This is a genomic window from Streptomyces fumanus, assembly GCF_014655295.1.
GTDB classification, from domain to species: domain Bacteria; phylum Actinomycetota; class Actinomycetes; order Streptomycetales; family Streptomycetaceae; genus Streptomyces; species Streptomyces fumanus.
This window is the reverse complement of sequence record NZ_BNBI01000006.1, coordinates 387,908-401,427: the sequence shown is the minus strand read 5'-3', so window position 1 is coordinate 401,427 and position 13,520 is coordinate 387,908. Positions and strand designations below refer to the sequence as shown.

Sequence of the window (13,520 nt, the reverse complement as noted above, 5' to 3'; positions counted from 1 at the left end):
CCCAAAAGGGTCAACGGAACGGCTTTCGCCGCCCGGGAGGGGCCAATCTCTTGTGAAGAACTTCACGAACTTTCCCGGCGGACCCCGCCGACCGGCCCCCGGGGCACCCCCCGAACGCGCTCACACGTTCGCCGACCTGCTCATACGTCCTTAAGGTGCTGGGCAGAGAGGAAGGGGCCGTATGAGTCCGCACCGCCGCGCGACAGGGCTGCTCTCCCATGCGCCCCCGGAGTTCCAGGAACCGGTGGTGCCCCCCTGGGCACGGTGGCTGCCGCTGGTGCTGATCGCCCTGGCGCTCGCGGTGGACCTGCCCACGCCGGGGGCGTTCAGCGGCGACCTGCTGCTGGCGCTCAGCGCGATGATGGCGGCCTGCGTGTACTCGCTGCGCATGGTCGTCCTGGTGGCGGTGCTGACCAGCGCGGCCGGGCTGCTGGTGCTCGTCTTCGGACGGCACCTGACGGTCGACGGGAGCCACGCCGTCGTCGACTACATCTCACTGGTGGTGCTGGCCTGGGCCAGCGTGCCGCTGTGCCGGCTGCGGCTGTTCCTGTACGACCAGCTCCAGGGCGCCCGCCGGGCCGCCGAGTACGCCCAGCGGGCGGTCCTGCCGCCGGTGCGGGCCTGGCTGGGGCGGACCTGGATCGCGGTGCGCTACGAGGCGGCCTCGCACGCGGCGGCCGTGGGCGGCGACCTGTACGCCGCCGAGCGCACCCGGTACGGGGTACGGCTGCTCATCGGCGATGTGCGCGGCAAGGGCCTGGACGCGATCCCCAGCGTGGCCGCGCTGGTGGGCTGCTTCCGGGAGGCCGCCCACCACACCGAGACGCTGCCGCTGCTCGCCCGCCACCTGGACGAGGCGGTCACCCGCTTCACCCGCGAACTGGCCACCGTACGCGCGGCCGACGGCGAGGTCACGGAGGTCGCGGACGTGGTCGGCGTCGCCGACGAGCAGTTCATCACCGCGGCGATCGCCGAGATCCCGGCCGGCGGCGGCGAGGTGCGACTGCTGACCCGCGGCCACTGCCAGGCGTTCCTCGCCGGCCCCGGGGGCGTACGGACCTGGGAGGCGGCCGACCCCGGCCTCCCGCTCGGCATGGGCGAACTCGACCCGGGCCCCTGGGAGTACGAGACCCGCCCCTTCGCCTTCGGCGATGTCCTGCTGATGTGCACCGACGGACTGCTGGAGGCACGCGACCGGGACGGCGTCTTCTTCTCCCCCGAGGAGGGCCTGCGCGCCTCCTGGCGGCAGGGCCCGCCGACCGTCGCCGACACCCTCACCCGCCTGGTCCACCAGCACGCGGGCGGCGTCCTCACCGACGACCTCGCGCTGATCGCGGTCACGGTGACGGCCACGGGGCCGCCGCCCGCGGTCGCCTGACGGGGGCGGCGGGCAGGCTGCGCCGACCGCGGGGCCGACGCGAGCGCCGGGACGGGCGGCGCGTGCCCGTCAGGGGGTCTTCGGGCGAGGGGCGTCCGCCGCCGGTGCGCCGGGTGCCGTACCGGAGGACCCGGTGGCCGAGAGGGCGGCCAGGAGACGCAGCTTCTCGTCGCTGTCGCTGTCCTTGTCGGGGTAGTAGACGACGAGGATCACATCGTCGACGGGGAGTTTGTCGCGGTGGAGGCGCAGTTCACCGACGACGGGGTGGCGGACGGTGGCCGTGCCCCCGTCGAGACCGCGGACGTCGTGGCGGGCCCACAGGGTGCGGAACCGCTGACTGGACAGTGCGAGTTCGCCGACCAGTTCGACGAACCGGGGGTTGTCGGTGTCGTCCCCGATGGTGGTGCGCAGGGCGGCGACGGCATCGGCGGTGGCTCTCGTCCAGTCCTGCTGGAAGGCTTGTTCCTCGGGGTCGAGGAGGAGGGAGCGGAGCCGGTTCTGGCCGGGCCGCAGGCGGGGGGAGAGCGCGACCGCCATGGGGTTGGAGGCCAGCACGTCGAACGCCCGCCCCTCGACGAACGCCGGAATCTGAAGGTGGGCGAGCAGCTCGTGCACCCGTGCCGGTACCTGCTCGGGCCGCTTGCGCCGCGGCGCCCTGGGGCGTGCCGCCGCGAGGCCGAGCAGATACGTCCGCTCGACGTCGTCCAGTCGCAGCACCCGCGCGAGGGACTCGAGCACCTGTGGTGAGGGGTTCTTGTCCCGGCCCCGCTCCAGGCGCAGGTAGTAGTCGGGACTGATGCCGGCCAGCAGGGCGACTTCCTCGCGGCGCAGGCCGGGCACGCGGCGGTTGCCGCCGGGCGGGAGTCCCACCTGGGCCGGGGAGACCAGGTCACGCCGGGCACGGAGGTAGGCGCCGAGCTGGCTGCCGGATTCCTCGTCCTTCATGCCGCCACCGTAATGCGGTGCGCGGGTGCCGGCGGGGGCCCTGGCAGGACCAGGGAAGACGGGGGCCCTCGTCCACCCGGCGCGGGCCGCCGAGACTGCGGGAGCACTGGTCCGAGAAGGACCTCGCCACCTGAAGGGAAGACTCCATGGATCTCTCCGACCGCACCGTCCTCGTCGTCGGCGGCATCTCGGGCATCGGGCGGGAGCTGGCCCGGCGGTTCGCCGCGGCGGGCAGCACCGTGGCCGTCGGCGGCCGCAACCGGGAGGCACTCGCGGAACTCGCCGACGAAGGCTTCGGCACCTTCCGCGTCGACGTCACCGACAGCGCCTCGGTCGCGTCCGCCCGGGACGCCGCGCTCGCCCGGTACCCCGGGCTGGACACCGTGGTGACCATGTCCGGCGTCATGCTCCTGGAGGACCTGCGCGACCCCGCGCACTTCGAGGCGGCGGCGACGACGATCGACACCAACCTGCTCGGTACCATCCGGGTCGTCGACGCCTTCACCCCGCACCTGATCCGGCGGGGTGCCGGCACCTTCGTCACCGTCACCTCCGGCATCGCCTTCCTGCCGTTCCCGCCCATGCCGAGCTACGCCGCCTCGAAGGCCGCGGTGCACGCCTACTCCGAGGCGCTGCGCGCGCAGCTCGACGGCACCGGTGTCGACGTCGTCGAACTGGTCCCCCCGGCTGTCGCCAGGGCGGGGCAGGAGAAGGCGGTCGCGCACGCGCTGCCGCTGGACGACTTCGCCACCGAGGTCATGGACCTGCTGGCGCAGGACCCCACCCCCCCGCGAGATCCTCGTCAAGGGCGTCCTCACACACCGCTGGGCCGAACGGGACGGCACCTACGACGACCTCGTCGCCCAGCGGTCCAAGGCCCTGGCCATGCTCCCCGGCCGCCGCGGCTGACGCCCTCGGGCCGGCCGTCCGGTGCCGGACCGGACCGGTCAGCCGCCGGTGCCCGCCTCGATCTCCTCCGCCGCCGTGAACGCGATGCCGTCCAGGATGTCGTGTTCGCTGACGACGACCTCGGCCGCGCCGGTGCGTTCCATGATCGCGAGGAGGACGAGGGCGCCGGCGCCGATGACGTCGACGCGGCCCGGGTGCATGGCGGGGATCGCGGCGCGTTCGGCGTGGGTGGAGCGCAGCAGGCGGTCGGTGATCTCGCGGACCCGGTCGCGGGAGACCCGGGAGTGGTGGATGACGGCGGAGTCGTACTCCGGGAGGTCCTGGGCGATCGCGGAGACCGTGGTGACCGACCCGGCCAGGCCGACCAGGGTGCGCGCCTGGCCCAGCGGCACCGCCTCGGCGGCCAGGTCGAGGGCGGCCTCGATGTCCGCCCGCATCGCCGCGACCTGCTCCCCGGTGGGCGGGTCGGTGACCGCGCCGTCGCGGACCAGGTGACGTTCCGTCATCCGGACGCAGCCGATGTCGACCGAACGGGCGGCCCGCACCCGGTCGTCGCCGACCACGAACTCGGTCGAGCCGCCGCCGATGTCCACCACCAGGAAGGGCCGCTCCAGGTCCGGGCGGCCGGCCAGTTCGGCGGTGGCACCGCGGAAGGAGAACTCGGCCTCCTGGTCGCCGGTGACGACCTCGGGCTCGACGCCCAGGATGTCCAGGACGCCGCGGACGAACTCGTCGCGGTTCTCGGCGTCCCGGGAGGCGGAGGTGGCCACGAACCGCACCTTCTCGGCGCCGTGCTCCTTGATGACCGCGGCGTACTCGCGGCAGGCGGCGAAGGTGCGCTCCAGGGCCTCGGGGGCGAGCCGGCCGGTGCGGTCCACGCCCTGGCCGAGGCGGACGATGGTCATCCGCCGGTCCAGGTCGGTGAGCGTGCCGGTGGCCGGGTCGACGTCCGCGACCAGCAGCCGGATGGAGTTCGTACCGCAGTCGACGGCGGCGACCCGGGTCACTTCTCGTCCTCCTTCTTCTCCTTCTCCGCGACCGTCACGCACGGTCCCTTGCGCCACCACTCGGGCAGCATGGCGATCGCCTCGTCGCCCAGCGGGTTGACCCCGGGGCCGGCCGCCAGCGAGTGGGCGACCAGGACGTGCAGGCACTTGACCCGGTCGGGCATCCCGCCCGCGCTGGGGAACCCGGTCAGCTCCTCGATCTCGTCGCGGCGCCGGATGTAGTCCTCGTGCGCGGCCCGGTAGGCGGCGGCCAGCTCGGGGTCGGCGGCCAGCCGCTCGGTCATCTCCTTCATCACCCCGTCGGCCTCCAGGGTGCCGATCGCGGAGGCGGCCTTGGGGCAGGTCAGGTAGTACAGCGTGGGGAACGGCGTGCCGTCGGGCAGCCTCGGGGCGGTCTCCACGACGTCCGGCTGCCCGCACGGGCAGCGGTGCGCGATGGCGCGCAGTCCGCGGGGCGGGCGCCCGAGCTGCTGCTGGAACGCGGCGACGTCCGCGTCGGTGGGCTCGGTGCGCCCGGTGGGCGGCGGAGGGGTCTGCATGGCTGTCTTCTGCTGGTCTTCCTGTGGGTTCACTGACGGGCGGCGTCGGCCTTGTCGACCGCTTCCCAGACATTGCGGTACCAGGGGCGGTCGGCGGCCCCGAGAGAGGTGCGGGACGGCCGGGCCGCGGCCGGGTCGATGACGATGTAGCCCGTCTCGCCCGGCATCACGTAGTGCAGCCGCAGCCGGATCTGCTGTTCGGCGTACGCGTCGTCCTGCCAGCGTGCCTTGAGGTCGCGCAGTTCCTCGACGCGCTGCCGGGCCTGCTGCTTCTCCCGCTGGAGGTCGGCGATCTGGGCGCGCTGGGCGACGTACTGCCGGATCGGGTAGGCGAGCGCCACCACCAGGGAGCAGACCACCATCGCCAGCAGCGCCGCCCGGCCGGTCAGCCGGGAGCGGCGGGCCTGGCGGCGGGTCTGCGAGCGGTAGACCCGGGCCGCGGTCTGCTCGCCGAGCAGCCTGATCCTGGTCGTGGTGGAGAAACGGTCCCGGTCCCTCACGGCCATCCGCCTTCCGCCTCCCGTCCACGCGCGTACGTCCCCGCACACGGTACGGGACCGGGTGCGGGGACGTACGGACGACTCTGCCTACGGGGCGGTCAGCCCTTGAAGCGGGGGAAGGCGCTACGGCCGGCGTACACCGCGGCGTCGTCCAGGATCTCCTCGATGCGCAGGAGCTGGTTGTACTTGGCGACGCGCTCGGAGCGGGCCGGGGCGCCGGTCTTGATCTGGCCGCAGTTGGTGGCGACGGCCAGGTCGGCGATGGTGACGTCCTCGGTCTCGCCGGAGCGGTGGGACATCATGCACTTGAAGCCGTTGCGCTGGGCCAGCTCCACGGCGTCCAGGGTCTCGGTCAGCGAGCCGATCTGGTTGACCTTGACCAGCAGGGCGTTGGCCGCGCCCTCCTCGATGCCGCGGGCCAGCCGCTCGGGGTTGGTGACGAACAGGTCGTCGCCGACGAGCTGGACCTTGTCGCCGAGCTGGTCGGTGATGGTCTTCCAGCCCTCCCAGTCGTCCTCGAACAGCGGGTCCTCGATGGAGACCAGCGGGTAGGCGTCGACCAGCTCCGCGTAGTACTCGGTCATCTCGGCCGCCGAGCGCTCCTTGCCCTCGAAGGTATAGACGCCGTCCTTGTAGAACTCGGAGGCGGCCACGTCCAGGGCCAGGGCGATCTGCTCGCCGGGGGTGTAGCCGGCTTCCTTGATCGCTTCGAGGATGAGGTCGAGGGCCTCGCGGTTGGAGCCGAGGTTGGGGGCGAAGCCGCCCTCGTCGCCGAGGCCGGTGGCCAGGCCCTTGTTCTTCAGGACCTTCTTGAGGGTGTGGTAGACCTCGGCGCCCCAGCGCAGCGCCTCGGAGAAGGACTCCGCGCCGATCGGGGCGATCATGAACTCCTGGATGTCCACGTTGGAGTCGGCGTGCGAGCCGCCGTTCAGGATGTTCATCATCGGCACCGGCAGCAGGTGCGCGTTGGGACCGCCCAGGTAGCGGAAGAGGGGGAGGTCGCTGGCCTCGGAGGCGGCGTGGGCGACGGCGAGCGAGACGCCGAGGATGGCGTTGGCGCCGAGGGAGCCCTTGTTGTCGGTGGCGTCCAGGTCGAACATGGCCTGGTCGATCAGCCGCTGCTCGGTGGCGTCGTAGCCGACCAGCTCCGGGCCGATCTGCTCGATGACGGCGAGGACGGCCTTCTCGACACCCTTGCCGAGGTAGCGGCTCGCGTCGCCGTCGCGCAGCTCGATGGCCTCGAAGGCGCCGGTGGAGGCGCCGGACGGGACGGCGGCACGACCCGTGCTGCCGTCGTCGAGGCCGACCTCGACCTCGACCGTGGGGTTGCCTCGGGAGTCCAGGATTTCCCGGGCTACGACGACGTCGATGGACGGCACGAGCATCTCCTTCTTGGGATGTGACGCGGGACGGCCGGTCCGCGGTTGGCTGTCGCGGGCGCGGCCGTGTGGCTCTGCGGGATGAGCCTAACCGGCTCCGGCCGATCGGCCAGCCGGTCACCCACCCCTGGGGCAGAACCGAGCGTAAATTGTTTCTGAACGGAACAAAAGAGGGACGGGTTCCGGACATGCCCCCGCCCCGGCGCGTACGGGGGAACACGCACCGGGGCGGGGGAGTCTGGCCGGACCCGCGGGTCCTACTTCAGGTGGAGCTGCTGACCCGGGTAGATCAGGTCGGCGTCGTCGACGATGTCGTCGTTGAGCTCGAAGAGCTTGGCCCAGCCGCCCGCCACGTCGTGCTCCTTGGCGATGGTGCTGAGGGTGTCGCCCTTGACGACCTTGTACTCGCCGTCACCCTTCTTGACCTTCTTGCCGGTCGGGGTGGTGACCGTCTTCTGGGTCTGCTTCTGCTGGGTCTGGGCGGGGCGCTCCTGGGAGCGGGAGGCCGGCTGCTCCTGGGTCTCCCGGGTCGCGGTGGAGCCGCTGCTCTGGCTGCCACTGTTCTGGCTGCCGGTGCTCTGGCTGCCGCTGCTCTGGTTCTGGCTCTCGGTGGCGCCGCCGCCGGTGTACCCGGCGCCCGACAGGCCCGTGCCGCAGTTCGGCCAGGCGCCCTTGCCCTGGGCCGCCAGGACCTTCTCGGCGACCTGGATCTGCTGGGCCTTGCTGGCCTGGTCGGCGGTGGAGGCGTACTGGGTGCCGCCGTACGCGGCCCAGGTGGAGGCGGAGAACTGCAGACCGCCGTAGTAGCCGTTGCCGGTGTTGATGGACCAGTTGCCGCCCGACTCGCACTGGGCGACGGCGTCCCACTCGGACTCGGTGGCGGCGGAGGCGTTGCCGGCCGCCATCAGCGGAGCGGCGACGGCGGCACCGGTGACACCGGCGATGGCGATGGCCCGGGTGGCCTTGGACGGACGACGGTGCTTGCCCTTGCTGGAGAACAGCATGGTGGATCCCCTCACCGACGCCTGCGAGGTGAGCTGTCGGGTTCGGGCCGGTTGAGTTGCCCGGCCGGGTCCCTCACGGGAGCCGGCTTCACCCCTAGCCGCTCCGGCTCGACTGCCCGGTGCGGCGCTTACCTTGGGTCCCCCGCTCCTGCCTACGGCGCTTGACGCGACGACTGTTCCCGGACTGCCGCTGGCAGGATTCGGCGTTGCGGCGGCCGGGGCCCGCGGTGGCGAGCGATCACGACCGTAGCCACGCCCGCGGCGGATTTTCAAAGACGATCACGACTTCTGAGACCTATCTCTCACCGCGTTTATACCGGACATTCAGTGCCAACCATGACGTGAACTCCGGTTACTTTTCGCCCGATTCGACACCCACTGCAAGCTTCTGACCGGGCAGGATGTGGTCCGGGTCGGCGCCGACGGTCTCCTTGTTCTCGGCGTACAGGGAGTGCCATCCCCCGCTCAGCTCAAGGGAGTCGGCGATGCCCCAGAGGCTGTCGCCGGTCCGCACGGTGTACGACCCGTCCTGGACCTCTCGCGCCACACCGTCCCCGCGCGTGGCGTGCCGTCCGGCGGTACGTCCGTCGGCGGCGTCCTCGTCGGCGGTGCCGCCGCGGTGGCGGCCGGTGCCGGTGCCCGTGGTTCCGGTGTCCGTGGTGCCGGTGGTGCCGGTGCCGGTGAGGCGTGAAGCGGCGTCGGTCCGGCCCGAGTTGTCCGAGTCGTCGCGCTTTGTGGTGGCGGTGTCGCCCGTACCGGAGGTGGTCTTTTCGGACTCCGGGGACGTGTCGGACTTGGCCGTTTTCTTACCGGTGCCGCTCTTGCGGCTCTTGTCGCTCTCGGTGGACGGGGTGGCCGAGGGCGAGGAGGCGTCAGGAGTCGCCGTCGTCCTGGGGCTGGGGCTCGCGCCGGTCGTCCGGCCGGAGCCGGAGCTGCCCGCCGAGTCCGTCGCGGGTGTCTCGTCCGACGCGTCGTCATCCGCCGTACCGCTCGCGGTGTCCGCGGCGGACGAGCCGCCGCCCAGCCCGGCGAGCGGACCGCAGGTCGGCCACGCGGCGATGCCCCGGTCGGCGAGCAGGCTCTCGGCGACGCGTATCTGCTGGGAGCGGCTGGCCTCGTCCGGGCTCGGCGCGTAGGCGAGCCCGCCGTACGCCTCCCAGTCGTTCTGGGACAACTGGAGGCCGCCGTAGTAGCCGTTGCCGCTGTTCTGGCTCCAGGCGCCGCCGGTCTCGCACTCGGCGACGCGGTCCCAGGCCGTGCCGTCGGCCGCGTGCGCGCCGGTGGCCCCCAGCAGGGGGATCGCGATGGCGGAGCCGGTGACTCCGGCGGCGACGACCAGGGCCGGGGCCTGGCGGGGGCGACGGTGACGGCCGTTCCCGGAGAGCATGCGGGGACCTTTCACGAGACAACAGGGGCCCGCGCGGCGGCGGATGGGGCTCGGCGCCGCGCTGATCCGTGAACGTATCGGCACACGATCACTTGTCACAAGTTCATGCCGTGCAGATCACATGGAGATCACAGAAGTGAACGTCTGTCACTTCCGCTCCACCGAAACAGGTGTATAGGACACCGGTAGGGTGCGCAGCCCGCGCATGATGAGGCCGCCGCGCCGGCGCAGTTCCGCCGGGTCGGTGGCCAGTTGCAGGTCGGGCAGCCGGGTGAGCAGCGTGGCCAGCGCGACCTGGCCCTCCAGCCGGGCCAGCGGGGCGCCGAGGCAGTAGTGGATGCCGTGGCCGTAGCCGAGGTGCTGGTTGTCGCGGCGGGCCAGGTCCAGGGTGTCCGGGTCGGCGAACCGCGCCGGGTCCCGGTCGGCGGCGGCCAGCACGACCAGGACCGGGTCGCCGGCGGAGATCTGCTGGCCGGCGAGGGTGACCGGCCGGGTGGCGTACCGCCAGGTGGCCAGCTCCACCGGGCCGTCGAAGCGCAGGAGTTCCTCCACGCCGGTCGCCAGCAGGCCGCGGTCGCCGGCCGCCAGGGCCGTCTGGAGGCGGGCCCGCTCCTCCGGGTGGGTGAGCAGGGCGAAGGTGCCGTTGCCGATGAGGTTGACGGTCGTCTCGAACCCGGCGAACAGCAGGATGAACGCCATCGCGGCGGCCTCGTTCTCGGTGAGGTGCTCACCGTGGTCGGAGGCGCGGATCAGGCCCGAGATGAGGTCCTCGCCGGGGTCCGGCTCGGCGGGCAGCGCGGCGCGTTTGCGATGGATCAGATCGGCGAGGTAGCCCCGCATCTTCTTCACCGACCGCGCGACACCGCCCCGCGGGCCCCCGCCGTGCCGGATCATCATGCCCGCCCAGTCCCGGAAGTCGTCCTGGTCCTCGCGCGGGACGCCGAGCAGGTCGCAGATGGCGTAGATGGGCAGCGGGAAGGCGTACTCGTGGATCAGGTCGGCCTCGCCGCGGCCGGCGAACCCGTCGATGAGGTGGTCGGCCAGCTCCTGCACGCGGGGGGCGAACTCGGCGACGCGGCGGGGCGTGAACGCCTTGCTGACCAGGCGGCGCAGCCGGGTGTGGTCCGGGGGGTCGATGTTCAGCAGGTGGGTCATCAGGTCGGCGCCGCGCTCGCCGGGGATGCCGGTCTTGCCCTTGGCGTGGGCGGGTTCGTCGTGGTGGGCGGGGTTCTTGGACAGCCGGGGGTCGGCGAGGGCCTGGCGGGCGTCGGCGTACCGGGTGACCAGCCAGGCTTCCACGCCGCTGGGGAGGGTGGTGCGGTGGACCGGGGAGTTCTCCCGCAGCCAGGCGTACGTGGGATAGGGGTCGGCGGCGAACTCCCAGGTGAAGAGGGAGGGGACGGGCTGGGCGTGGGGTCGGTCGGTCACGTGCCGACCGTATCTCCAGCGGACCGGGGCGGTGTCCGGGCCACCGGAGCCGACGGGGGCTGTCAGTCCCTTTCCGCTGCCAGGATCGCGTCCCGGTAGGCGCGGGCGGCCGCCCTCAGCGCCGCCTCCGGGTCGACGCCCTGCGCTTCGGCCTCGGCGGCGAGTGCGAGGAGGGCGTAGCCGATGCCCTCGCCGTCCGGGAGGGGGACGTCCAGGGCGGCGGTGCGGGCGCGGGAGGCGAGCTTCGCGGCCAGGGCGAGGGCGGGCTGGCCGAGCGGGACGCCCTCGGTGACCGAGGCGCGCTGCTTCTCGACCGCCTTGGTGCGCAGCCAGTGCTCCTTGACCTCCTCGGGGGTGGTCGCGGTGGCGTCGCCGAAGACGTGCGGGTGGCGGTGGATCAGCTTGGTGACGATCGTGCCGGCCACGTCGTCCACGGAGAACGGCGCCTCCGGGTCCTCCTCGGCGATCCGCGCGTGGAAGACGACCTGGAGCAGGACGTCGCCCAGTTCCTCGCGGAGTCCGTCGCGGTCGCCCTCCTCGATCGCCTCGACGAGTTCGTACGCCTCCTCGATGCCGTACTTGGCCAGGCCCTTGTGGGTCTGCTGGGAGGACCAGGGGCACTCGGCGCGGATGCGGTCCATGACCTGCACGAGGTCCAGGAGGCGGGCGCCGGGGAGGTCATAGGAGGCGGGCAGGAGTTCCAGTTCGGGCATGCGCACGCGGCCGGAGCCGGCCAGCCTGGCGAGGCCGTCGGTGAGGGCGGGCTCGCCCTCTCCGGTGGCCACGACGACGACCGTGCGGCCGCCGGCGCAGGCGTCGAGGAGTTCCTCAGCGGTCGGGGCGGCCCGGTCGACCGTGACGCCCGCCTCGCGGAGGTAGGGCACCTGCGGGTGGGCGCCGTCCGCGCACAGCACGCGGTCGGCGGAGCGCAGGGCCTGCCAGGCGGGCCAGGACAGCAGGCCGGGGGCGACCCGGTGGCTGGTGGTGAGCAGGACCACGCGGCCGGGGTCCTGGGCGGCTTCGGGGCTCGTCGCGTTCACGTCTCGAACGTAACGCACACCGCTGAACGGTTACGCCGTCCCCTGGGTCGCCGCCGTGACGTCCCGCACCCAGGGGGTGTCGGCGTCCACCCGGCTGCTCTTCTCCACGTCCCAGGTGCCGTAGCGCGGGTTGAGGTCGATGTCGAGTTCCGCGGAGGACTTCGCCAGGGCCTTCCAGAAGGCCGGCTGGCCGGTGTCGGTGCCGAGCCGCTGGGCGAGTTTCTGGGCCTCCAGTTGGAGGCGGAGGTTGTCCTCCAGGCGCCCGGGGGCGATGCCGTACTGCTGGAGCCAGACCGCCTCCAGCTCCCTGGCGCCGCCGGCCTGCTGCTCCAGGCCGGCCCGCATGTGCTGGATCTCCTTGCGGGTGACGGTGATGCCCGCCCGGCGGGCGGCGTGGTGCAGCACCTCGTCCAGGACCATGCTGTGCAGGGTGTCGCGGGTGAGGCTGCCGGTGCGGTTGATGGCCTGCGCGTACTGCGCCTCGTCCCGCACGGTCGCGCGCTGGGCGGCGCGGATCTCGTCGACCCGGTCCTCCAGTTGGGCGACGGTGATCCGCCGGCCGTCGACCACGGCCGCCGCGCCGGGATGCGCGTCGTCGCCGCAGGCGGTCAGCAGGGGGGCCGCGGCGATCGCGGCGGTGAGCAGGAGCGCGGTGCGACGGCGGCGGTGCAAGGAGACCTCCCGGTGGAGTTTGTGCGGCGGTGCACAAGGTCTTGCGGTGATCGATGGTAGGCAGTGGCCAGGCTCCGGCCAACCCATTCGACCAACGATTCACCGGGACATCGGGCACCGGCTCGCGGGCTCACCCCCCGCACTGCTCCAGCATCGTCTCCCGGTCCGCCGGGGTGACCGGGAGTTCGTACTTCTCGGCGACCTGGGCGAAGCGGACGGCGTAGGCGCAGCGGATGCGTTTGCTGGGCGGGAGCCAGGAGGCGGGGCCGGAGTCGCTCTTGGCGGAGTTGGCGCGGCCCTGGACCGGCATGAGGTTGAGGACGTCGTTGGCGAGTCGCTCGCGTTTGCTCTCGCTCCAGCGGGAGGAGCCCATCTGCCAACTGTAGGAGAGGGGGACGACGTGGTCGATCTGCACCTCGGCGGCGTGCTGCTTGCGGAAGTCGATGGTGGTGCCGGTGTACGGGTCGTGCAGGGTCATGGCGACGACGACGCAGTTCGAGCCGGAGCGGAAGCGCAGGTCCTCGCCGTCGCGCTGGAGGACGTCGTTGCGGGTGTCGCAGCCGTTGCGGGCGAGGGGGACGCCGTCGGCGGTGTCCATCCAGGCGTAGCCGAACTCGTCGCGGTCGTAACCGGTCTTGGGGCCCCGGCCCTTGGTGCGCAGGCCGCCGATGAGGTCGCGGGCGGCGGCCCGGTCCGCGTCGCCGGTGACCGGGGCGAGGCCGGGCTCGGTGCCGTCGGGGTTGCGCAGCGGGCTGGTGGCCTTGCCGCCGGCCGGTGCCCCGGCGCCGTCCGACGCGGCGGTGCCGCCGTCGTCCAGTCCCTCGCACCCGGTGACCAGAGCCAGGGCCAGGACCGCGCAGACGGTCCCGGCGGTACGGATCCTGTGGTGCCGCCTCACGGGCGCCCCTCCCCTTCGCTGTACGTCACCTCCCACCGTAGCGATCGACAGGTCCAGACCACATGGGGCCATAACAGGCAGGTGCCTCATATCGGGCGTAGCGTCGGGAGTGAGACCCGTCTCGGAAGGGAGCTCTGCATGGGCATCCTCGACAAGATGAAGAGCATGGCCGGCAAGGACAAGGAAAAGTCCAGGAAGCTGTCCGACACCGCCGAACGCCAGGTCAACCAGCGGACCGGCGGGAAGTACGAGAAGCAGGTCGACACCGCGCAGCAGCAGGCCGAGGACCGGCTCGGCATGGGCCGCGGACGGGGCGGTGACCGACCGGACCGACCCTAGGACACGCTCCCTCGAAGGCCGAGGCCGTCCACGGGACCCGCGGGTTCCGTGGACGGCTCGTCGCGCGGGCGGTACGGGCCGCCGCCGGGCCGCCA

The 13,520-nt window shown here is 72.6% G+C and carries 13 protein-coding genes, 1 pseudogene and 1 riboswitch; of the genes and pseudogenes, 3 read left to right on the top strand and 11 right to left on the bottom strand.

Features of this window, described 5'->3' with window-relative positions:
- The first annotated feature begins 181 nt into the window (after positions 1 to 181).
- Complete coding sequence (locus IE316_RS16060) at positions 182 to 1,378, top strand: PP2C family protein-serine/threonine phosphatase (protein ID WP_190205002.1); 1,197 nt, start codon at positions 182 to 184, stop codon at positions 1,376 to 1,378.
- Positions 1,379 to 1,447: 69 nt separating this feature from the next.
- Here the strand turns inward: IE316_RS16060 and IE316_RS16055 are convergent, their stop codons facing one another.
- Positions 1,448 to 2,323: a helix-turn-helix transcriptional regulator gene (locus tag IE316_RS16055; RefSeq protein WP_190205001.1), complete on the bottom strand. Its 876-nt coding sequence runs from the start codon at positions 2,321 to 2,323 to the stop codon at positions 1,448 to 1,450.
- A gap of 146 nt (positions 2,324 to 2,469) precedes the next feature.
- Here IE316_RS16055 and IE316_RS16050 point away from each other — a divergent pair.
- Positions 2,470 to 3,232 (top strand): annotated as a pseudogene (locus IE316_RS16050) (SDR family oxidoreductase).
- A gap of 38 nt (positions 3,233 to 3,270) precedes the next feature.
- Here the strand turns inward: IE316_RS16050 and IE316_RS16045 are convergent.
- From IE316_RS16045 to IE316_RS16000, 10 genes are all read right to left on the bottom strand, one after another.
- Positions 3,271 to 4,239 carry a Ppx/GppA phosphatase family protein gene (locus tag IE316_RS16045; RefSeq protein ID WP_190205000.1) on the bottom strand — a complete coding sequence of 323 codons (969 nt, stop codon included), beginning with the start codon at positions 4,237 to 4,239 and terminating at the stop codon, positions 3,271 to 3,273.
- The gene (locus IE316_RS16040; protein ID WP_190204999.1) at positions 4,236 to 4,778 is read right to left on the bottom strand and encodes a DUF501 domain-containing protein; all 543 of its coding nucleotides are present in this window, start codon (positions 4,776 to 4,778) and stop codon (positions 4,236 to 4,238) included. The genes IE316_RS16045 and IE316_RS16040 overlap by 4 nt, the downstream gene beginning before the upstream one ends.
- A gap of 29 nt (positions 4,779 to 4,807) precedes the next feature.
- A complete protein-coding gene (locus IE316_RS16035; RefSeq protein ID WP_190204998.1) occupies positions 4,808 to 5,284 on the bottom strand; it encodes an FtsB family cell division protein in 477 nt (158 codons plus the stop codon).
- 92 nt (positions 5,285 to 5,376) lie between these two features.
- Complete coding sequence (gene eno, locus IE316_RS16030) at positions 5,377 to 6,657, bottom strand: phosphopyruvate hydratase (protein ID WP_190204997.1); 1,281 nt, start codon at positions 6,655 to 6,657, stop codon at positions 5,377 to 5,379.
- A 257-nt stretch (positions 6,658 to 6,914) separates the two neighbouring features.
- Complete coding sequence (locus tag IE316_RS16025; protein ID WP_190204996.1) at positions 6,915 to 7,661, bottom strand: LysM peptidoglycan-binding domain-containing protein; 747 nt, start codon at positions 7,659 to 7,661, stop codon at positions 6,915 to 6,917.
- Positions 7,662 to 7,664: 3 nt separating this feature from the next.
- Positions 7,665 to 7,831: riboswitch (cyclic di-AMP (ydaO/yuaA leader) on the bottom strand.
- A gap of 182 nt (positions 7,832 to 8,013) precedes the next feature.
- Positions 8,014 to 9,048 (bottom strand): LysM peptidoglycan-binding domain-containing protein, encoded by a 1,035-nt coding sequence (locus IE316_RS16020; RefSeq protein WP_190204995.1) that lies wholly within the window; start codon positions 9,046 to 9,048, stop codon positions 8,014 to 8,016.
- 147 nt (positions 9,049 to 9,195) lie between these two features.
- Positions 9,196 to 10,476 carry a cytochrome P450 family protein gene (locus IE316_RS16015; protein ID WP_190204994.1) on the bottom strand — a complete coding sequence of 427 codons (1,281 nt, stop codon included), beginning with the start codon at positions 10,474 to 10,476 and terminating at the stop codon, positions 9,196 to 9,198.
- Between the two features lie 62 nt (positions 10,477 to 10,538).
- A complete protein-coding gene (locus IE316_RS16010) occupies positions 10,539 to 11,516 on the bottom strand; it encodes a nucleoside triphosphate pyrophosphohydrolase (protein ID WP_190204993.1) in 978 nt (325 codons plus the stop codon).
- Positions 11,517 to 11,546: 30 nt separating this feature from the next.
- Entirely contained in the window at positions 11,547 to 12,188 is a 642-nt protein-coding gene (locus IE316_RS16005; RefSeq protein ID WP_190204992.1) for a SurA N-terminal domain-containing protein, read from the bottom strand.
- 130 nt (positions 12,189 to 12,318) lie between these two features.
- A complete protein-coding gene (locus tag IE316_RS16000; protein WP_229910409.1) occupies positions 12,319 to 13,086 on the bottom strand; it encodes an HNH endonuclease family protein in 768 nt (255 codons plus the stop codon).
- A 138-nt stretch (positions 13,087 to 13,224) separates the two neighbouring features.
- Between IE316_RS16000 and IE316_RS15995 the strand changes: the two genes are divergently transcribed.
- Positions 13,225 to 13,425 carry an antitoxin gene (locus IE316_RS15995; protein WP_190204990.1) on the top strand — a complete coding sequence of 67 codons (201 nt, stop codon included), beginning with the start codon at positions 13,225 to 13,227 and terminating at the stop codon, positions 13,423 to 13,425.
- The last annotated feature ends 95 nt before the right edge of the window (positions 13,426 to 13,520 follow it).

Coding starts and splice junctions, on each gene's coding strand:
- IE316_RS16025 (WP_190204996.1), bottom strand. CDS start 7,661: ATGCTGTTCTCCAGCAAGGGCAAGCACCGTCGTCCGTCCAAGGCCACC.
- IE316_RS16020 (WP_190204995.1), bottom strand. CDS start 9,048: ATGCTCTCCGGGAACGGCCGTCACCGTCGCCCCCGCCAGGCCCCGGCC.
- IE316_RS16060 (WP_190205002.1), top strand. CDS start 182: ATGAGTCCGCACCGCCGCGCGACAGGGCTGCTCTCCCATGCGCCCCCG.
- IE316_RS15995 (WP_190204990.1), top strand. CDS start 13,225: ATGGGCATCCTCGACAAGATGAAGAGCATGGCCGGCAAGGACAAGGAA.
- IE316_RS16040 (WP_190204999.1), bottom strand. CDS start 4,778: ATGCAGACCCCTCCGCCGCCCACCGGGCGCACCGAGCCCACCGACGCG.
- IE316_RS16035 (WP_190204998.1), bottom strand. CDS start 5,284: ATGGCCGTGAGGGACCGGGACCGTTTCTCCACCACGACCAGGATCAGG.
- IE316_RS16055 (WP_190205001.1), bottom strand. CDS start 2,323: ATGAAGGACGAGGAATCCGGCAGCCAGCTCGGCGCCTACCTCCGTGCC.